General features: G+C 51.5%; 18 protein-coding genes and 1 pseudogene. 12 read left to right on the top strand and 7 right to left on the bottom strand.

Translation table 11 applies throughout. From position 1 onward, the window contains the following. Nucleotides 1-8: 8 nt before the first annotated feature. From XaFJ1_RS07110 to XaFJ1_RS07095, 4 genes are all read right to left on the bottom strand, one after another. On the bottom strand, nucleotides 9-2,120 hold the full coding sequence (locus tag XaFJ1_RS07110; RefSeq protein WP_012916001.1) for an EscV/YscV/HrcV family type III secretion system export apparatus protein: 2,112 nt from the start codon (nucleotides 2,118-2,120) through the stop codon (nucleotides 9-11). A 195-nt stretch (nucleotides 2,121-2,315) separates the two neighbouring features. Next, nucleotides 2,316-3,431 (bottom strand): HrpJ domain-containing protein, encoded by a 1,116-nt coding sequence (locus XaFJ1_RS07105; protein WP_012916000.1) that lies wholly within the window; start codon nucleotides 3,429-3,431, stop codon nucleotides 2,316-2,318. Continuing rightward, nucleotides 3,418-5,232, bottom strand: a complete 1,815-nt coding sequence (sctC, locus tag XaFJ1_RS07100; protein ID WP_052688441.1) for a type III secretion system outer membrane ring subunit SctC — start codon at nucleotides 5,230-5,232, stop codon at nucleotides 3,418-3,420. The genes XaFJ1_RS07105 and sctC overlap by 14 nt, the downstream gene beginning before the upstream one ends. A gap of 62 nt (nucleotides 5,233-5,294) precedes the next feature. Continuing rightward, on the bottom strand, nucleotides 5,295-5,915 hold the full coding sequence (locus XaFJ1_RS07095; protein ID WP_049887173.1) for a helix-turn-helix domain-containing protein: 621 nt from the start codon (nucleotides 5,913-5,915) through the stop codon (nucleotides 5,295-5,297). A 181-nt stretch (nucleotides 5,916-6,096) separates the two neighbouring features. On the opposite strand from XaFJ1_RS07095, the gene XaFJ1_RS07090 reads away from it, so the two are divergent. The 8 genes from XaFJ1_RS07090 (at nucleotide 6,097) to XaFJ1_RS07055 (ending at nucleotide 11,089) form a co-directional block, all read left to right on the top strand. Continuing rightward, nucleotides 6,097-7,500, top strand: coding sequence for a PrgH/EprH family type III secretion apparatus protein (locus tag XaFJ1_RS07090; RefSeq protein WP_012915997.1), 1,404 nt, complete (start codon nucleotides 6,097-6,099; stop codon nucleotides 7,498-7,500). Nucleotide 7,501: 1 nt separating this feature from the next. Further along, nucleotides 7,502-7,795 (top strand): type III secretion system needle filament subunit SctF, encoded by a 294-nt coding sequence (gene sctF / locus XaFJ1_RS07085; protein WP_012915996.1) that lies wholly within the window; start codon nucleotides 7,502-7,504, stop codon nucleotides 7,793-7,795. An 87-nt stretch (nucleotides 7,796-7,882) separates the two neighbouring features. Continuing rightward, nucleotides 7,883-8,167 carry a type III secretion system inner rod subunit SctI gene (sctI, locus tag XaFJ1_RS07080; RefSeq protein ID WP_012915995.1) on the top strand — a complete coding sequence of 95 codons (285 nt, stop codon included), beginning with the start codon at nucleotides 7,883-7,885 and terminating at the stop codon, nucleotides 8,165-8,167. Nucleotides 8,168-8,173: 6 nt separating this feature from the next. After that, the gene (sctJ, locus tag XaFJ1_RS07075) at nucleotides 8,174-9,061 is read left to right on the top strand and encodes a type III secretion system inner membrane ring lipoprotein SctJ (protein WP_012915994.1); all 888 of its coding nucleotides are present in this window, start codon (nucleotides 8,174-8,176) and stop codon (nucleotides 9,059-9,061) included. Continuing rightward, nucleotides 9,058-9,654: an oxygen-regulated invasion protein gene (locus XaFJ1_RS07070; RefSeq protein WP_012915993.1), complete on the top strand. Its 597-nt coding sequence runs from the start codon at nucleotides 9,058-9,060 to the stop codon at nucleotides 9,652-9,654. Before sctJ ends, XaFJ1_RS07070 begins: the two co-directional genes overlap by 4 nt. Continuing rightward, a complete protein-coding gene (locus XaFJ1_RS07065; RefSeq protein ID WP_049887171.1) occupies nucleotides 9,626-10,300 on the top strand; it encodes a hypothetical protein in 675 nt (224 codons plus the stop codon). The genes XaFJ1_RS07070 and XaFJ1_RS07065 overlap by 29 nt, the downstream gene beginning before the upstream one ends. Next, the gene (locus tag XaFJ1_RS07060) at nucleotides 10,297-10,527 is read left to right on the top strand and encodes a hypothetical protein (RefSeq protein WP_012915991.1); all 231 of its coding nucleotides are present in this window, start codon (nucleotides 10,297-10,299) and stop codon (nucleotides 10,525-10,527) included. The genes XaFJ1_RS07065 and XaFJ1_RS07060 overlap by 4 nt, the downstream gene beginning before the upstream one ends. 115 nt (nucleotides 10,528-10,642) lie before the next feature. Beyond that, nucleotides 10,643-11,089, top strand: a complete 447-nt coding sequence (locus XaFJ1_RS07055) for a lytic transglycosylase domain-containing protein (RefSeq protein WP_012915990.1) — start codon at nucleotides 10,643-10,645, stop codon at nucleotides 11,087-11,089. A gap of 220 nt (nucleotides 11,090-11,309) precedes the next feature. Here the strand turns inward: XaFJ1_RS07055 and XaFJ1_RS07050 are convergent, their stop codons facing one another. Continuing rightward, nucleotides 11,310-12,827, bottom strand: coding sequence for a hypothetical protein (locus tag XaFJ1_RS07050; protein ID WP_012915989.1), 1,518 nt, complete (start codon nucleotides 12,825-12,827; stop codon nucleotides 11,310-11,312). A 124-nt stretch (nucleotides 12,828-12,951) separates the two neighbouring features. Here XaFJ1_RS07050 and XaFJ1_RS07045 point away from each other — a divergent pair, with 124 nt between their 5' ends. After that, complete coding sequence (locus tag XaFJ1_RS07045; protein ID WP_012915988.1) at nucleotides 12,952-13,323, top strand: hypothetical protein; 372 nt, start codon at nucleotides 12,952-12,954, stop codon at nucleotides 13,321-13,323. Between the two features lie 355 nt (nucleotides 13,324-13,678). Here XaFJ1_RS07045 and XaFJ1_RS07040 read toward each other — a convergent pair whose 3' ends face one another. Continuing rightward, the gene (locus XaFJ1_RS07040) at nucleotides 13,679-13,867 is read right to left on the bottom strand and encodes a hypothetical protein (RefSeq protein WP_152625038.1); all 189 of its coding nucleotides are present in this window, start codon (nucleotides 13,865-13,867) and stop codon (nucleotides 13,679-13,681) included. 249 nt (nucleotides 13,868-14,116) lie between these two features. Between XaFJ1_RS07040 and XaFJ1_RS07035 the strand changes: the two are divergent. Beyond that, nucleotides 14,117-14,289, top strand: a pseudogene (locus XaFJ1_RS07035) (transposase); the annotation flags it as partial. Nucleotides 14,290-14,385: 96 nt separating this feature from the next. Here XaFJ1_RS07035 and XaFJ1_RS07030 read toward each other — a convergent pair. Then, nucleotides 14,386-16,266 carry an IpaD/SipD/SspD family type III secretion system needle tip protein gene (locus tag XaFJ1_RS07030; protein WP_161525137.1) on the bottom strand — a complete coding sequence of 627 codons (1,881 nt, stop codon included), beginning with the start codon at nucleotides 16,264-16,266 and terminating at the stop codon, nucleotides 14,386-14,388. 183 nt (nucleotides 16,267-16,449) lie between these two features. On the opposite strand from XaFJ1_RS07030, the gene XaFJ1_RS07025 reads away from it, so the two are divergent. After that, nucleotides 16,450-17,184 carry an IS5 family transposase gene (locus XaFJ1_RS07025; protein WP_012915984.1) on the top strand — a complete coding sequence of 245 codons (735 nt, stop codon included), beginning with the start codon at nucleotides 16,450-16,452 and terminating at the stop codon, nucleotides 17,182-17,184. A gap of 56 nt (nucleotides 17,185-17,240) precedes the next feature. Further along, on the top strand, nucleotides 17,241-20,186 hold the full coding sequence (locus XaFJ1_RS07020; protein ID WP_155393655.1) for a hypothetical protein: 2,946 nt from the start codon (nucleotides 17,241-17,243) through the stop codon (nucleotides 20,184-20,186). Nucleotides 20,187-20,201 lie beyond the last annotated feature (15 nt).

The raw sequence follows: 20,201 nt of genomic DNA, 5'->3' as shown, positions 1-20,201 counted from the left end.
AAGATCCTTTAGATATTCCCGATAACGTCGAGCTCGACATTATCGGATACTTCACCGAATGAAATCACCTGCAATCCCGGAAAGCGCGACTCGATCAGTGTTCGCGCATAACGGCGCACATCCATTGATGCGAGCAATACGAAATCGCGACGCACCGCATGTAACTGGTTCAACGCAACAGTAATACGGTCCACGAGTTCATTTGCTACGGTAGGGGTGAGATTGAGAAATGTCCCAGTGGACGTATGCTTTATTCCCTGCCGCACTTTTTCCTCAAACTCCGGAGTCAGCACTATAACCTTCATGTGTCCGTTGCGTGCGATCCTATGCGAGATATAACGGCCCAACGCGATACGCACGTGTTCAGTTAGAACGATACTGTCCTTTTCACGCGTCCCCCAGTTCGCCAACGTCTCGAGAATCAGTTTCATATTCCGGATCGCTACGCGCTCGGTCAGCAGGCGCCTCAATATTTCGCATAGCTTCTGGACCGGAATTTGTCGATACACCTCCTTCAACAACTCCGGATAGCGGCTATCCAGCATATCGAGCAGGTTCTTCGTTTCCTGTATTCCAAAAAATTCGCTGCAATTACGCAGAATCACAGTAATGAACTGATCGTGCAACTCGTCGAGCGCGCTACGGAACGCGATGCCAATATCCTGCAATTGCGCCGGCTGCGCCATGACCCACTCTGCCGGCTCGCCGTCGCAATCGATTAGCCTCGAAACGTGCATGCCGAGGCCAAGGAGCAGATCGGAGTCTCCCACGAGCCTCACGCCGTCGAATGCGATGTAAAGCACCGCCGCATCCACATCATTGATGCGAATCACCACACGTTGCCGTGCATCGTCCTGGGCATCGCTGACTATCGCATCGGCAGCGGCGAAACCCACGACGATGGTCGGCAACAACAACCCAACTTCATCGAATACCCTCGCATGCAACGATGTGGCAAGATTCTGTGGCGAAAGTGAAGGCGTATGCGCACAGGCATGTGGCAAAATCACCACCAGCGGATGACCCAAGAAGGCCGTATCTGTATCAGCTTGCACATCTGCGTCCGCTTGCGCGGTACCGGCGCCCAGCGCCTGAAGTGCGGGTCTTCCCGCGTTGGCATGTCGACCCTCTGCCGAAGCCGACCTTTCGGCACGCCAACGGCTCCAACAGAAAAATCCGAGACTTGCCGACACGGTCAAAAACACTGGCAGCGGAAAACCCGGAAGCAATCCGATCAGCGCGGACAGCCCTGACGAGATCAGCAATACGGGGCTGCTCGACAACAGTTCCGAGACAATATCATGCCCGAGGTTCTGTTCGCTTCCTGAGATCCGCGTAACGAGAAAGCCGGCACCCATCGAAATCAGCAGTGCCGGAATCTGTCCGACCAACGCATCGCCCACGCTTAAAATCGAGTAAGTTGACATCGATTCTGAAAATGACAAGTGATTCTTGATCATTCCTATCACGATGCCACCGATCATATTAATGAAAATGATCAATATTCCAGCAATCGCGTCGCCCTTGATGAACTTCATCGCACCGTCGAACGAGCCATACAGCTGACTTTCGCGCTCCAGTGCGCTGCGTCTTGCGCGTACACCGTCTCCATCAATCACACCGGCACGAAAGTCCGCGTCGATGCTCATTTGTTTTCCAGGCATCGCATCGAGCGAAAACCGCGCTGCTACTTCCGCCACGCGCTCCGCGCCTTTCGTGATGACGATGAACTGCACTATCGTGACGATCGAGAAAATGACTAATCCAACCACGATGTTCTGACCGATTACGAACTCGCCGAAGGTCTGGATGATCTGCCCGGCGTGCCCGTACATAAGAATCAGGCGACACGAGCTGATCGAGAGCGCGAGCCGGAAAAGCGTTGTGAGCAAAACGATCGCGGGAAACGTCGAAAGGCTCAGCATATTCACAACATGCAGCGCGCTCATCAGAACTAGCACGCCCCCAATCATGTTCACGGCGATCAGAAAATCGAGCAACCCGGGCGGCAGTGGCATCACCAGCATGCCGATGATCATGATGATCAGGCACAGCACGACCAGCTCAGGTTTGCTCTGAACAGTCGTGAAAATACGGCGTCCGGTAATCAGGTATGACATATTTTTATGTTAATTATTATTTTTAGAATTAGCACTTATGGATGTTTCGGTTAAATTAATTAAACTGTAAATAAATTTTAATTAAATGAGAAAATTAATTGAGAAAAATATATTAATCAGAGCATACCTAGCGATGAAAGACGAGAAATTGGCAAGAAGATGAATACAGAAACGCTCGCAGCCACTCTAGTTTCGCTAGAAACAGGGGGTAGTCAGATCGAGAATGTCAACAAGAATGGCTTCGCGGCACGTGGCGTCGGGGTAAAGCGCCGCCGGCAACGCGGCAAACGCGCAATAGACGCGCTGCACGAATCGTTCTCGCGCGGTCAACGCTTTGACCTGCATGCACAGTGAAGCTACCGCCAGCTTGACCTGGGATGGCTCGCGCATCATCGTCGTCAACAAGCCCGCGAGATGCTGTTCAAGCAGCACGCGTGATTCCACGGTAGCGCTATCATGCATGATCTGCGCAAATAGATGTTCCGCGGCCGTCATCATCCGCAATACATCGCATTGCGCGAATAGCGAAGAAAACACCGCCTGCTCGCAACTCGGATCCTGCGCCCGACGATCGGCGATAAGCGTTCCTCCGATGTAGTGCGCGAGGCCGACGCGCTGATCGTAGGCGAAGCGACTGATCCAATCGTCATACAGGTCCGGCAATGCGTCGGCAAAATCGAGAAATTCTCTGTAAATTACGCGCATCATGCGGGCGCAAAGATTCAATCGCTCGCCAAAGTGCCGTGCTTGCCGGGCGGCATTGATGCCCGCCTTGATGTTTCTAACGTTCCCCTCTTTAAAAACTTTCCTAATTGCCGAATCGAGCAACCTCGCCTCGCCGGTGCCATCGAGTGCATTTGCACCATTTGTTCCGTCTGTAGCATTCGTGGCCTCGGCTTCCTCGTCACTGGCGGTTCCGACCATGCGTCGACGCGAGCGCAGCGCAAGCACCAGATCGCTGTCATCGGGAAAAAGCCCACGCGCCTGTCGTAGAAACTCCCGCAAGCTTTGATTACGCGACTTTACGACCCGCGCAAGACTGGCAAGGCGGTTCTCACGGTCCTCTTCGAGAATCAGCTCTGTCTCGTCCGAGACGCGCGATCGCATGCGCTCGACGTCTTTGCGGCGGGCGCTTTGTGCGAGCATCATGCCCAGGTCTTCCTGCAGTGCGTAAAGTTCCATTTCCGGCGATTCAACCGTTACTGCCGTGGCTTGCCCCGACGCATTGCGGTAAACGCCTTCGACGATCGCGCCACCCGATACGGTGTTGTCTATCCTCGGTTCCATTGCCAAGCTATTAATGCCTTGCATCGTGCGCCTCCGTTGATTTTCCTTTCTTGTTTCCCCCGAAGTCGCTTCCTACGTTTTGCATATATTGCTCCAGCATCTGACTGGTTTTCGCCATCTCGGAGCGCTCGCTCATTAGGTCTCCCGCCGGTAGCGTTTGCCCGTCCATCCAGCCATCCTCATGCATCAGCACGCGCGGCTGAATCAAAAACAGGCGGACCATGTGTTCGGTAATCGTCTTATCCAGACGGAATAACCTTCCCACCACTGGTAGTTTCGACAAGCCTGGGATGTAAGACGTGTCGTTTTCGTGTCGATCGATCGTACTCCCCCCCAGCAGCAGACTTTTGAATTTCGGCACACGCGCCACGGTACTGATTTGAGTGTCGCTTACCTCAGGAATGACAGTCGTGTTCTTTGCCGTGCTGCTATTTTGCGACTGGCCGTCTCGCACGGTCACGATCATTTCGACCTCTCCGTCTTGCGTCAGACGAGGCAACACGCTGACCATCGTGCCGTATGTGAAATGCTCTAATGAAACTGCTCGCTCGCCAACAAGTTGATAATACTGAGTATGACTGTTATCGAAAATTGCCGGTACATTTTCCTCCGTGAGCACAATCGGTCGCGATACGATATTTGCCAACCCCCTTTTCGACAGCGCACTGACAGTTGCAAGAAATTTAATTCCGTTAAGCGAGGCCATTTGCGGGCTGTTCGCGCTCATGGTGAAAGACCCGTAGCGAGCCGAGGACTGCCAGTCGATACCGAGCGCGTTAAGCTTCTGACGATCGACATCGATGATCCACAATGACAGTTCGATCTGGCGTTTGGCGACGTCCACCGCGTGGATTGCCCGCTCCATCAGCTCAACATGCGCACTCGGTCCATACAGCAAGATGCTATTGTCGTCAGGGTTGGGCACCATACGCACGTCCCAAACGGCCTCTCCCTTCATCGCCACCATTCGATCCCGGCCTGAAAGATCTTCAGCCTTTGCATCACTTGATTTCGGCAACGGTAGATTCAATACGTCGGCGGGCACATCTTGCTGCATATCCAGCACACTGCTCCCTGAAGGCGTGCTCTGAGGATGCGCGCCACTCGACGAACCAAAGAGCTCATGAATGACATCGGCCACACCGGGAACTTTCACCATTTCGTCGCGGATCTTATAGCGACGATTGACGACAAACGTGTTGTGTAGCGGCACGACTCGCAACACCATTGCCGAGTTGAACTGAACATCCGGCTGTTGATCCAGATATTTCGCCGCAGCGACGACCAAACTTACATAGATTGGAGGTCCCGACACATAGAATACCGGTGCGTTGCCGTCTCCGGTTAACGGATAGTGTTCGTCATAAAGCCCTGAAGAACGCAAAAAAGACTGCACGTCACTCATGCGTTGATGGCCCATATGCACAATGGAGTTTTTTACTTCGCTATCCCGATACAAGTAGATCGATCGTCCGTCGTCGTATGTCATTAATCCCATCGTACGGATGAGTTTTGTCAGAGTCGCCATGGGCGATTCGAGGTCAAACGTACCCGTGACGAAAATCGCTCGCACCTTCGGACTGGCGACCATCGGGCGTCCTATCTTTCCCTGGATCGCATCGATCACATCGTTCAAGCTAGTATTTTTGGCAATGAATTTCGCCGGTATCGTGGCAGGCGTAGGAACACCCATCGACGGCGACGTTACAGTTTTCTGCGAATCGGCTTGCTGCGCCACCACCGGGCGAGATTCAGTCGACTGCAACCCTACCTGCGCGGTATCTTGCGCCGACGCCACGACGGACCACAAACCGGTCAGAGTCACAACCAACGCTAGCACAATTCTATAACCGTAGCGTCGTACAGCCGACGACAAAACGCAGACAATCACTGTTGGCGCCCTGGACGCGCACCAAAATGAAACTTCATTTCCTGAGAAAAATGCGATGAAGATGCGAAACCGTGCTGATACGCCAGCTCGGCCACCGATTTTGCTCCGCTCAACAGATCGTGCAAAGCGCTTTGAGCTCGCCACTGTCTGAGACGACTTTTCAGTCCACCGCCAAAAATTCCGCGACATATCCGACGGAAATGGGAAGTCGACAGACCATAGCGGCTCGCGAGTCCGGCCACAGAGGAGTGGTCGTCAAAGGAACACAAAAGGAAACGCACCAATAGATACGCTTCCTGTGCACGAAGGAATTCGCGTAGCGGCTCGATGGAGTCGTCCATATTAAGGATGCGATCACAAAACCAGCGCTCGAACGCCGCAGCATGATGTAGGTCACGCGCAAAGAATCTCATCCCATCTCCGGCTTGACTTCGCCTGACCGTGATCGGCTCATTGGCATCAGCGCCTTCCGATGCCTCCATGAATGCTAGCAAGCTGGCAATTCGGGCAATCGATTCGCTCCAATCTTCGACATCGGCATCAGCACGCATCACCACTAGGCGGTGTTTATCGACTATTACGTCCCGCCCCATGTTTTTCTTAATACATATTGACATTCTTAAATTCATCCAATTATTGGCTTATGGCATTGATAAATTCATGCATTGCACTGAATCGATAGTCGGTCCACGCCGATAATATACAGCCGAAAAACGTTCAAACGGGGTAGGCTCGCCCTTAATGCGGTCTAGGCATTTGCCCAATTACGGATAGGGCAAGCCTCAATCAATCATCAAGGTGGTCATTGGCCTTGACAAGGCTATTTTAGCCATGTTCTTATCGGCGGCCTTAATAAATTCATTCCTATTATTCCTGCACCCGATTCCTATGTCATTCGATGACGAAAAAAACTACGAATTGCGTATTTTGTTTGGCCCAATGTACGGGGTCGATTTGCTACTTCCTAAACAGGAATCGATCTTTGTATTCGTTGGCGCCGAAACAGCCAAATCACAATCAGCCTCGCAATTCGCGTCGAATGCACTGGTAATACCGCACCATAAGTCAGGAATCAACTTTAGAATCAGTTTTGATGCGCACATCAGCCATAGCGACATAGCGAATAAGGATGACCCACTATTTGACATGGAGATGTCGTCGCAAAGGTCGACTGATCATGATCGAGATGTCAATGATGACCTGCTTCGTTTTAGCGTCGAATGGATCAAAGGCAACGAAGTCACCGTCGAGGAAGGTGTACTCAACAGTATATGTCAATTCGAAGACATCGCATTTGCGATCCGACTCAACAATACACCATGGTCCGATGCTGTACGCCAGTTTCTGATCAAGTCGACAGACGAAAACGCAGCCGAAACATCCGAGGTGACTGCGGATTTGCTCGTGCCATCTGGCATGGGGCAACGTACCCGTCGCTTTACCGCTTTGGCTTGCATAGCGGTAGCGTTGCTCGCGCTTCCTTTGAGGTCATTGATAAGCTTCTTCGCCGACCATGCAAGGACGAAACAACTTGCCGCCGTGTTCGACACCGATACTGCGAGGAACGATTTGATCACGAGGGATGGCAAAGTGTACGTCATCGCGAAAACGCAAAGCGATCTAGAATGGGACAAGCAGATCGCGCTGCGTTTTCCTGCTGCACAACGACCGCTGGTGACCTCGGTTGACGATCTCCGGGAAAAATCGGAACAAGTGCTGGATCAGCACAATATAGATTACTTCACGATACTTTTTCGCAACATAGACGAGCCTGAATTAATTCTCGTCGCACATCAAGGCGAGGACGAAGAAACCGTCAAGAAGAGAATAGCCGAAATAACTCGCCTCCTAAAGGGCGTATTGCCCTTTGCCAAGGGTTTACATATACGAGAAAAGACGCTTTCCAACGTGGCCGGAATCGCGGGGTCCAAGTTGACCCACATACCGGTAACATACTCGCGCATCGAATCCGGTGGCTATATTACATTCTTTATTAACGGTTACATCACAGATTACGCACTGTCCGAAGTATCGGATCTAGTGAAAGGTTTTTCGCATGACTGGGGTCAGCGAAAGGTCCGTTTCGGCCTTGTTCTAAATACGACATGGCTGGATGGAAAATCTCGGCAGGTAGGTGAGGACGGTTATGTTCTCGTCGATCCAAGCCATTGGTACTTCAACCATACAATTAATGGAAACTAAAATGACCAGTAATATTTCTCCTATTTCCAACTCTCCGTCCGACATACTTTCGAATGATGGTGATATTAATACTTACATCTATGATATCGCCAAAGGCTTCCAAAACGGCGTAGGCAGCCTAGGCAGCGCGCTGACCGCAGCGCAGCAAGCACTGGAGGCTAACCCGTCGGACCCTGCGGCGCTGGCCTCGTATCAGGCTGTCCTGTCTGACTACACCATATTCCGGAACGCGCAATCGAGCGCAGTGAAAGCGATGAAAGATATCGACACGACTATCCTCGGCAATCTACGGTAACCCATCACCGGCCTCATACGATTTTCGCTATCGCATGAGGCCGGAGCGAAAGCTGATCCTTATGTTAAATCTTAAAGGCGTTATTCGATGCAAATTTTCCCCATGGTTGCTCCGTCATTCTCAGCAACCGACTTTCACAACGAACAGCACCTCGATATGGATTTGCAATCCGCCATGCGGAATCTGACCGACGAAATGATTTCGGCGCGCCACCGGATCGATGCGTTCATGCAGACACCTGCCGATTATTCCAATCCTGCGGCACTGGCTGCCTTTCAGGTGGAAATGGCCAACTACACCGTCAACAATGCGCTCGTAAGCGGTGTCGTAAAACGCCTCGCCGGTGGCGTCGAAACGCTAGTCAAAGGTTAATCCGCCGTGCGCGGTCTCTACAGGATACTATTTCTCATAAGCTTGTTCGCACTCTCCGGCTGCCACAACCGTTCACTGCTATCCGGGCTTACCGAATCGCAAGTGAACGACGTGGTGGCGATATTGCAACGTCATGGCGTGACGGCGATAAAGAATGACGTGGGAAAAGGCGTTTTCGAAGTAGATGTTTCGCGTGCCGATTTTCCGGCTGCTGTCGACCTGGTGCGGCGCTACAATTTGCCGACTCCGCCCGATTTGCAGATCAGTCAGGCGTTTCCCTCCGACAGCCTTGTTTCCACACCGCTCGCGGAGCATTCGCGCCTAATTTCCTATATCGAGCAACGGCTTTCGAACAATCTGTCAGCACTTAACAATGTTGTCAGAGCACACGTCAATGTCAGTTACCCGCTTACGGAGGATGTCGACAGCCCGCAGCGCATGCATGTCGCCGTACTGATAGTCTACAGCGGCGAGCTGGACAAGGACACATTGATCAGCAAAGTGAAGCGTTATGTCAAGAATAGTTTCGATCAGATCGACTATGATGATATCTCCGTGCTAGCCGAACAAAGTGCACCCATTTTCCGGGGTATGCCGCCATCCGCACCGCTGATCTCGTGGAGCACGGACTGGATTCATGTCTGCATGCAAGTTTCTGCGTTTGTCGGTTTTTTCGCGCTGCTCGCCGCGGGGTGGCTCGGGCTGACGTCGCGACCGTTCAGGACTCGCTGGTGGCGCGAGCGGCGCATCGATTCCGAACCCAGGCACGATCACGACAAATCACGCCCGCTCGGCGCGCAGCTGGCCAATAGTCCGCCATCCGGACCAGTCGATTTTTTTAAACGTTTTCGCAAGTCCCGAAAGCGCGATCGTGTTGAACCTTTCATCAAATGACAGATTTTAAATACCTGTTGAGGATCATGCTGGCTCCCGACGACTACCTGCATCCGGAGCGTGTGCCGATGACATCGGCGCAATGGTGCGCGCTGCCCAAGGCAGTGAGGAACACCATCCTCTTCGACACGTACGATTTGAGAACCACGTCGCCCGAGTCGATTCCGATCGACCCATGCACGTCCATCCTACTGCGTAAGTGGTACGTGATCCCTGATCTTTGCTTTCTGCTGGGCCTATTCAGTCAGCGCGGGGAATGGTTGTCATCCAATCGATATCGGCAGCTTGACGGGCGATGCAAGCGCTTCATCGAATTGCCTCTGCCCCATCTCGCGGTCCCAGCATGCGTACTAGACGAAAATGTCGATCCTGTGGTCTGCGGGCTCGCTGCGCTTCGGTTTTTGATTCCGGCAATGCCACCCGTCATCGATGAACGTCTCCGACTGCTCTTTTCCTCACGAATCGAGGCCGAAACGGCCGCCCTTTCCTTACAAGTGGGACGAGCGTCACCGGAAGATTGCGGCAGATGGATTTCCATTACTCTTTTTTCAATGGCGGCACACTATGCGCAAAACCGTGCAGAAGGTTTATAACAAAGCGCCCGATAGCGAAGCACAGGTCGTCTATCGGCACGCAGCCCTGCATCGCGCCAATCGGCGACATGCACTAGAACAGGCTGCGAAAAAATCGGCCAGAAAGATCATAGAAGACGCCGAACACTACGCACATACGCAGTATGAGCAGGCGCGCTTCGAAGGCTATCGTGATGGCATCAGGCTTTTCGTCGACACGCTGATCGACGAAACCACGCATCTTTCTCAAACATATGCGTTGCAGCTCGAACAAGAACGCGGTGCAATCGCTCACAACGTGCGAAAGCTTTTCGAAGATTCGAAGACGGCCACAGTGTTGATCGAGGAGTACCTCGATACGCAGGATGCCGATTCCGATCGATCTGTCACCGTTTATATTCCGAAATGGTGCAAACTCAGCCAGCTTTCGATCGATCATTTACAAACGAACAACGGAAGGCGTATCACGCTCACGACATCGCCCAATGATCACTTCGTAATCAGCAACGGACAATTTTCTGTTTCATTTGCGCCATTTTCCGCTTCGACAGATATTTGCTCGCGCGCAGTGCAACGCCACCAGCAACGTGTTCCGGACACAACGGCGAATATCGTCGAGGCACTGCTATCTTACGTCCAACAAATTAGGATATCCAATTCCCCATGATGATCAACCCACTCACGATTGCCAAGTATGCACTGGCAAAGGCTCCCTCCGCTGAGCCCCATCAGCCAGACGAAAATCTGGCAGAGGCAGCAAAAACAGCGATGCATGGTATAACGACTGATGAAATGAAAAAGTTCATGATGCAAATCATGATGACTGAGATGAGCCAGGACGACGATGCACCTGATGCAAAACCTAAACTCAACGCCGATACTGACATGTTCTGAGAAAGCCGGCAATGCATGTGCCTTATGTGCCGTATCCGTATCACACACCTTTCGCCGATTCCGTGCGTGGCGTGCCTGGCTGATTCTTGGTGTATGTGCAGTCGCATGGGCGAGCATGAGGCCTGCTTATGCCCAAGATTGCTGGACCCAGGCGGCCCGCACATACGGCGTCGACGCGAAGCTGTTGTACGTAATTGCTTCGCGCGAATCGGGATTGAACGCGACCGCAGTGAGCCGTAACAAGGACGGATCGTTCGACATCGGTATCATGCAGATCAACAGCCGATGGCTTCCATTCCTCCGGCGATACGGGATCGACAAGCAACGTCTCTTCGACCGGTGTACCAACGAAAGCGTCGGAGCGTGGATTCTAGCTGGAAATATCACACAATATGGTGCAAATTGGCGCGCGGTCGGCGGTTATAACGCGCATACATTGGAAAAACAACGAATTTATGCGCGTAAGATTTACGACAGCTACTATGCTGAACGCAGTCCGATCCCGATGAAACGCGCGAAAAAATCCTCGGCACGGAGCAGAGTGTCAAAAAACAGCCTGTGACGCTTCATCGCAAGAACTAGGTAGGTCTTTTACTTTGCACTGTTTCCTTGAAATACTGATTTGAGCTACTGAGACACAATATACATGCGAAATATATTGTGTCGTGCATCCTCACAGTTATAAGCAAACGTGGCACTCTGGTTATGAGACCTTATCATTCAATACGTGAAACGTCGAACGCGTCTGGCTGTATTATGACAGTCGTTGAACGGTCCGGCGCTTAACATCGTTTGGATTCTGCCGCGGAAAACGCACTGTAGCAAACATATTGCACAAGACTATCGCGATTGGATTTGATGACTGCCGCGATTTTCCGAGCATCACGTTGCAACGCTTTGAGCGCTTCTTTCCGATCCGGCGTATCGTTGCCGAGACGGACGGCACCACTATCGATGTCGGCGTCAGCTTGCCCTGATAGCAGTTTGCGATGCAAACGGATTCCGGCCTGGCAGAATGCTTTGAACCCGCTTAATGTGCTGTACCAGCGTGATTCTTCGACATCTTGGAACGCACTAGGCGACGAGGTGACTGGCCCCGTCGAATCCTTATTATCTGCGATCGGAAATACCAGCACATCGCTTCGTTTCGTACTCAGTGCTATCGCACGCATCATCTGAAGCATACGTTTAACCGCCATATCTTTGAAGAATGAGTCGGTAATGATCAATAGAGGATTATTAGCGTTGTTCTCACGCATCGAGGTGATGCGCTCGTCGTCAATAATCTTCCTCTCATCCATGTTTGTAAATAAAATAATCGCATCCCTATTTTTCAAGAAATGGTTCGCATGCTCAGACATCGTCGCGATATCCCGGCGCCACGCCTGTACTTCGCGACCAGAAAAACACCTGCGAAATGTACGCCCCAGGTCGATCGCGAGTTGTTTATCGGTCATCGTCACATTGCGTTTGTGGGCTTCAATGCACAACAAACCGGCGAGCGCCAGCAACTCTTTGACTTCAGAGGTGTGTTGTATGTTGCGTAGTTTCTCGTAGGACCACGTCCGCAACGCGAATTTCGCTGCGGTGTCACATTCCGTAGAGGCCGACCTGGAGCACGGATCAACATCAGCTTCCTGCATCGATGACTGGGGCGGCTGCACCGGTGGCACGTTAGGCAAATTCATAGCAGCAAGCTTTTCTTCCTCAAAAATGCGCTGCTGTTCAAAAACGAGTCCAGGCGAAATCAAACGTTTTGATTCCTGCGTCGGATTTATATACTCTATGGACTTGGAAACGCGCACCGCAGCTACGGCACCAACAAGCGCTTCCACTGCCTTCGGCCTGACGATTTCTTCAGGGTTGCCGGCGATCAAACCCAATACTTTACTCACTACAGGCACGTCACTTTTTATAGATGATGGCTGCAAATCGACGCGAGCGTTCGTTGAATGGCGAAACGAATGGAGATTACGGATAGCGACATGGGGTTGATTCATGTCGATCGCACTATTTCTTATGTTCGTAGCGGAAGCGATGGATTCGTAAGGCCGGCCATCAAACAGCGAGGTTCGTCGAATAGTGCCTATGCCACACGGCAACAACAGATTCTGCGGTTGATACGAGCCGGCAGGCTCGGGATACGAGGACACTCTGCTGATTTTTTCTGAGATCAACAATCGAAACTTGCCTGTCACGCCGGATTCTATCGATTTATGGCTGGCACGAAGAATGGCTGGCCTACCAATGAATGCCTTGGTGACCGAGTAAGATCCGCGCGATGCGAAAGGAGATAACATGGTGGATAATTCCTTAGCTAAAAAACGAGCGATGGTATTATGACAACGGATGAAGATTTACCTTAGAAAATTAGGCAACCGCACTTTACAAATCTAACAAACGATACCCACTGGTGACCGTCAAGTGGCATCTTTTCTTTTCCAACCTCCATCGAAATATTCGCTCGATGGCGATGAGATGCCAGCCGATCCCAACATCCAATTGTTTCCACAATATCGGACCGCCGAAGTCGTCGACACGTCAATAGACAGGCTAAGCACCTCAGTCCTTGCAATAGCTCGACCTAATCAGTTCATTGTATCCATGCTTTCGCTCGGCGGAACTACGCCCGTGGTGGCGTTAGCCTCCTGCATTAATAACGAGGTTCGCGGCAACGTCACGGGAACTGCGGATGCCGTCTCAATAGGCGAACCCTTTTTGCTCGTAATGTTCAAAATATCCGTCAAAGAAACAATTTTTTTCGCGACCCGATGGGCAGCGAGTTCGGTCGAGTGACTACGGCACGCGGCAACGACGAAATCTGCGGTTGATGCGAGCTTGCATGCTGAGGATGCGACGATACGCTACTGATTTCTTCTTTGCTAAACGATAGTGGCTGGAACTTACCTGGTACGCTGGATTCACTAGTAGCATAGCTTGAGCGAGTGACTAACCGCTCATTGGATTCATTGGTGAGAGAGAAAGATGCGTGCGACGATAAAGAAAACGGCATGGTGGAAAATTCCTGAGTTAGAAAAATGGTCAATTTTTAAAAATAGAAATTGCGCCCTGCCAATTAATAAATATTCATCTTGGCAAGCTGGGTGCGCGCGATAACCAACTCCCGGCGCGCATGCATTGGCATCTTCAGCTATCCATCGTGCATCATCGAATATTCAAAAATTCCAGATGCGCTCATCGCCTTACTTTTCACTGCGATCATCGGACCAGCAAGATCGCCAGCGCGACGATAGACGACCGTGGGCACTGCGAGGCCTGCAACCGCCAAACGTATCAGTGATGCGGGACGCCGTTCGTAAGCATGCAGAATATCAGCCATTAATTTTACGCCGTTACAGCATCCTGTATTTTCCGATCCGATCATCGAACACGATCATCAGCACTATCCTTCTTAACATGAAGGTAGATTCGTATTTATAGTCGATTTCGTGACAAGCGACGATCAAAAACCGATCACTCCAATATCTATCATCAATTAAGGGCACTCTGATTTTTCCGCGCTGTCGAAGCGGGGTTTGATACGTCCAGTGATACGCCCACATCTCAAGGCCGTGATTCGAAGGTGCCCATGAACAGCAAGCTGTATCCGGATGAGTTCAAGGTTGAGGTGGTCCGTCAGTGACCGATCGCGGGTTCAACGTAGCGGAGGTCGCCGAGCGGCTATGTGTCACCAGGCACAGCCTGTATGCCTGGCTGCGCAAGTCCGGCAAGTCCGGCGTCGTGCAGCGCGCCGAGTTGGACCACATCGCCAATGATCGCGCAAGCTCGTATTATTGCTCAACCATCTTGCCGCTCGCGCTTCCATCAAGCGCGAGCGGCGACATCGCAGTTCGTCAGTTAAAACTGCAAGTACTTTTCCTCCGACTCGAGCAATGCGGAGATCGCCGAACTCATCAATTGTACCAAATTATCGAACTCGCTGTTCATTCTTGAAAATTTTTCGGCGATACTTTGCGAAAGGTTCATCACGTTGTCCTTCTGCCCTGTAAATCCTGCATACCATGCATTGTATTGCGTAACGCTGATATCCCCGTTAGAGTAATTGGATAGCGAGTCCCTCATCGCTTCCAGATTGCTTAGGTCCAACGATATCGACGTCGTGCCATCCGCATTCTGCGTCACGTTGAAATTCCCAGAGAGTTCCTGTTTCCAGTCACTCGCGGATAGCGAAGACGTGCCCGGCAAGGTAATCGACCATTCTTTGAATGGTGCGCCCTCTTTCAGCATATCGTTTATCACACTTTTCAGATCGTCCGCCTTGAAATTAACCGTCGTTCCGTCTCCAGATGCTGTGACATATTTTGAAAGATTCGATAAGAGATCGGTGATAGACTGCACATACTGCATGTACTCTTGCAGCAGCGAGCCATAGGGATCGATAATGCCGGCCTTGGCATTGGAGGTCACTGTTTGCAAGCCGCCGTATACTGCTGCATCCGAACGGATCAGGCTGTCTATCTCCGCAGACACGTTGTCTGGATCTGGAACGGGAAGTGCGTCAAAGTCTATAATCGCACCGTTCTGAATCACGTTCACCCACTGCTGTTCGAGCGTATCATGTCCCGGCGCGCCCCACTCCGCAACCCATAAACCGGCTAACTCTTCTGCTGCAGCACCTACACCAGTGCTTTTGTCCGGTGGATAGTCTTTTTCCTTCCATGCATTGACATAATTCTGAAATACATTGATCGCATCAAGGAACTTCTGCGACGCTTTAACGGTGTAGCTCCCATCCGCATTTTGTGTAATCTTATAAAAACTCAAATTATCCGGCAGATTTTCGGTGACCTGATAGGTATTTTGCGAGGCCGCTTCGAGCTGCCTGAGCGATTCTTCGGCTTGTCTCAGCGAGATGGTGACATTGCGTGTTACCGCCCCCCATATCGCATGGGCATCAGTTGCATCCGTGTGCAATTGCTCGATAAATTTCTCTCGCCTTTCCAAATCAGCCAGTGACGCCGCATTGATGCTATACGTTTGATAATTGCCTTTTTGTGGAAGGTTGACGTCACTTACGACGAACGTGTCCCCCAGCGACAGTGAAACGTAGGCTGGATTGATACCGGCGTTGATATAGAGCGGCTTGGCATACCTATGAGCAAACGCGTCAAGCTGCTCTTCGCAACTTTCTGGATCGCTCTCTCCATATTCCGCGATATAAGTTTTTAGAGTCGCATAGTCTTTAGCATACTGCGTATAGAAGGTTTTCAAATCTTCCAGCGTATTGATGACGATTGCGTCCACCTGTGAAGGGGTGAGATTGGACGACGCAGCTCCACCGAGATGGTAACCCACGACAGAGGTCGTGGGGATTGATGCTGTCAGGTTGCTGATACCTACGGAAATATTCGAGATCGCATCAGCACGAGCCTCCGATTGCATCTTCAACGCAAACGCGAGGTTGTGCACATTTCCCGTTGCGGCGTCGTTAACCACACGCTGCACGATGTCACCCGCTTTACCGAGCGACGTCATATCCAACTCCCGCAGCTCGTCGGCATCGGTCGGCAGCAGCCCTACTGCAACACGCGTAGCCTCGCGAAGCACGTCACTCACTCTGCCATTGGATTGCAGGTGCTGAACTGGCGCAATGTCATCCGAGTGATTGGCACCACTTGTGTGTGGCGCATGGGTCGACGATTTTGTCGTGGCGCGTACCATAGCATATGGCTCGCTTGTAGGGGTCGCGCGTTGAATCATGCTTTCCAACGGTTTCATTGAGACTGTTCTCTGGGTCTGATCGGAAATTTTTTTATAGCTGCTAGCTCCCGGTCTTGGCGCTCAAAAAACGCGCATCTGCGTAGTCGATTTAGAGCCTGTTCAAAATCTTCCGGCTTTGTGCGAAAGTGTGCGGATGAGAAAAGTTAGCCCATTGCCATCAGTGGTAAGCAGTTCGAGCAAGTGAGGCTGCTGCTGGAAGAAGCCCGGAAGAAGATGCGGCCCCGGACGGCGGACCTGTACAAGGTCTTTTGCGCGGTGCTGTATGTGCTCAAGAGTGGTTGGCCATGGCGGATGCTGCCGGAGAGTTTCCCCAAATGGCGTACGGTGCATGCTTACTTCCAGATCTGGAGTGAAGAGGACGAAGAGGGAGTGAGCCCGCTGGAGCGGGCGTTCAAAAAATCAGGTTGCCGCGGCTCGCGCGAGACAGGGGCACAGCGCCCTCAGCGGGTTCTTGTCGTGGACGCGCAGAGCGTGAAGAACTCGGATACGGCTAGGCAAAAAGGCGATGATACCGGTAAGAAGGTGCCGGGGATCAAGCGCCATATCGCAGTGGATACGCAAGGCTTGCCGCATGCCGTGGCAGTCACAACGGCCGAGGTGACCGATCGCAAGGGCGTCCTCAAAGCGTTCGCTCGTTGCAAAGCTGGTCTAGGCAAGGTGCGGAGCGTGCTGGCCGACAGCGGCTATGTGGGTCAGCCCTTCGCTCTGGATATCCAGGCGATTCTGGGCGAACACGTCACGGTTCAGATTGCCAAGCGCATACGTTCAAGGTCATGCCCCAGCGATGGGTCGTCAAGCAGTTTGGCCTGGTTGGAGAAACACCGAAGGCTCTGGAAGAACTACGAGCGCAAGCTCAACACCAGTTTGCAGTTCGTCCATCTGACCCTTCAGGCATCAATGCTCTGGAGATTGTGAACAGACTCTTAAAACCCAAGATTCGAGAACAGTTTGAGCGATAATTGATAGCCAATGTGACTGACATTGTTTTACCAATTGTATTTCTCCAATACAGAAGAAATAAGGTCATGCCGCAATCTGTGACTGAATACCGCAAAACTACCGGAAACCACATAAACTGGAAAAATCAAAAGCAGGCAAGTCAAAAACAGCAGGATGAACGCGTTCAACAGATGGCTGCTCAGCCCGGAAACCATGCAGGAAACAGACAAAGACATGATGCCATTCATGCTGCGGTACAGTTACTTTCTATACTTAGCTCAGTACAGAACACATCTGCAAGTCCCGCCATCACACCCAGGAGGGCTGATGAGCTATCTACTGAAGCAAGAATAACTCGCGCCGGTAATTTAGAATTGAAAAGAAGGGTTGAACGCGTCGTTAACCGGGAGGTCAATAGAAACGCCAGGCAGCATTCTTCGACGGGAAACGCACCGGGAACACAGCGTGGACAACCCAACTTCGCATTTTCAAACGCGCGACCAGGGTCAATCCCTGAGAAATCCATCACTTTTCCAGTCCACTCAGCAGGAGCGAACGCCGCCAACCTCTCCGGGGACATCATTCCGGAACGTCCTACCTCAGCACAGGACACACAGCCAGCGTTAAGCTGGCTTACGCCCGATACGACAGCGGAATCGCAGGATATGGCAAGACTGATTCCTGCCACAGGACATCCTCTTGCCAGACGCGCCAAACGCGCCAAACGCGATATCGAAACAGAAGACCATTCTGCAGAAAGCGCTGCTGAAATCATGCGGCATCAGATCGACTCCGTTAGGACTTTATTATCTCGTGCCGGACTTCCACATGACTCGCCAGTCAAAGGTAACAATATCCCGTTTGTCAACAGCGTTGTCCGCTACTTATCGAAATTCCCATCCCGTGCGTCGAAATTAGCACAACATCTTTTCCGAATAACTCACGAATACGGAGAGAGACGTAATGAGACGCTGAGTGAATCGCGCGTACAAAGTAAGATTACTGACTGGCTATCCACATTAACCTTTGGCAGTCCGGCCGAAACGTTTGTGAATGACCAACTTTCCGCATTGGTGCAAGAAGGCAACGCGGGTACCCCGCCATACGTGGAAAATTCACGTATCCGCTTGCAATATCTTATCGGCGCTACAAATCGCTGGCTTTCAAATCCAGACACGCTCACTAAGAAGTACTTTATTGAGAAATTACTTGATGTGATTGCACCTGCCATCATGTGGCAACCTACGGACTATGAGACGTTTGGCCGTACTGAAATTTGTAGCCTCGAATGGGGATATATGCATGCTGCACTACGGTTTGCCAAGGATATCGGACTGGACACTCATGAATGGGCGATGCAGGATGCGATAGATATTGGGCAGGCACTCGCAACGCTATGTGATGAAGCTGTGGTCCCCTCAGAGTGGCAGGATTATTTTTTACTGCCAGCTCAGCTTCATTTACTTCGAGAAGGCAAAGAAGTTACAGGGAATTCAAACCCGGATGCATCAGTACCGGACATATCAGTGCGAGAACAAGTATCGCGCGAAACAGCACTTCGACTATTTTTCACAGCCCGAAAGGCCGAGCGTCAACGCAATGATCCCTTTATACGACTACAGGAAAGTTTAGAAAATTTTAAAACGCGCCCGGCACTTGCCATGGCCATCCTGCAGGAAAGGTGCCCAGGCCTCGGAACCGAGAAAGACTATGAAACGAAGGCTGATCTTTATCTTGATGCGGATGAACATCGCTGTCTGATTCTTCCGCGCGGGGCAAGTTTCACTGATCCCCGACGCAAAGTCATCGAATTACCGCGGATCAATGATGAATTCGCCGCACAAAACAGGCGGATCGCCGAACAACTCGGCGATGTTGATCGGATCTTACTCCCTTTGGCTTTCACACAACTGAGCGCTGAAGAGTCAGCGTTTATTGAGCACGCTGAAGTGCATAAAGCTGAAGCAACGTTCTCTGCAGCACATGCTATAAGGCATACACTTATAGGAGGAAATCGCCATGCCATTGAAGGGCTTACTAAACGGATGCCGCGAAAACTTGAACTTTTCTCGGCTAAGCATGGTGGCGAGGAGCGTATCTATGCGCTCTATCCAAAGCAAGGCATAGGCTACTCTTTGAAACGAGTGGATAGGAATCAAGATTTCTATCTTAACCTCTACGAGGAGATCACCGGCATTTCACTTCGACTCGACAATGATTACCGCCTACGCGTCACAACGTTGAGAGCTGCACTGAAAGACAGTGCCTCGGATATCAGCGTCTTATACAACGCGATCCGACAAAAGCATGAAAATCAGATCCAAGAAGAGCTACATGCATATGGTTACGCAAAAACTACCTATGAAAAGGTCACAGACTTCGCCTTAAGCCTTATTCCTTTCTATGAATGTGGAAAAAATATATACCAAGGCAAAATTGAGGAAGCAGTAATCCCCTGCACCGTCGATGTGCTCGGCCTGATACCACTAGCAGTGCCGGCCGGACGAGTAGTCATGAAATTCGGTGAAGCCTTGAGCTTCAGTGCACTGAGGGCATTACGCCAAAGCAGTGCCCACAATATCGTCAGGCAAATGGCATTAGCCGGTTCGGAAACACTCACCGCTGGCTCAGTAGCTGAACTCGCCACAGGTGCCGCGCGCGTCTTCGACCCCGGTATAGAGTTGATCGCGGCAGGGGGAACAGCAGGTATGCGAAGAGCTCAGAAATTTTTAACTGCACTGCGTGATATCTATCCGGGCGCTGAAAAGGTCGCAACGGCTCTCGCCCACCGGGCCGATTTGTTGGTCGAGCCGGCTACCAGCGGCATAGTGAAAGGCCAGCTTCCCGGGCTAACTCACTCCTGGGATGTAGTCAAGATAGGGCAGAGAAAAGGAGAAGACGTTTTCGTTCGGGTCATACCTCAGACAGGCGACAAATTCGGGAAGAAATACTACCGTAACGTAGACGGTGAGCTTTGAACCGCCCCGGTTTCC

The organism is Xanthomonas albilineans (assembly GCF_009931595.1).
In the GTDB taxonomy this organism is placed as follows: domain Bacteria; phylum Pseudomonadota; class Gammaproteobacteria; order Xanthomonadales; family Xanthomonadaceae; genus Xanthomonas_A; species Xanthomonas_A albilineans.
The sequence above is the reverse complement of the archived record's forward strand: the minus strand, read 5'-3'. Positions and strand labels throughout refer to the sequence as shown.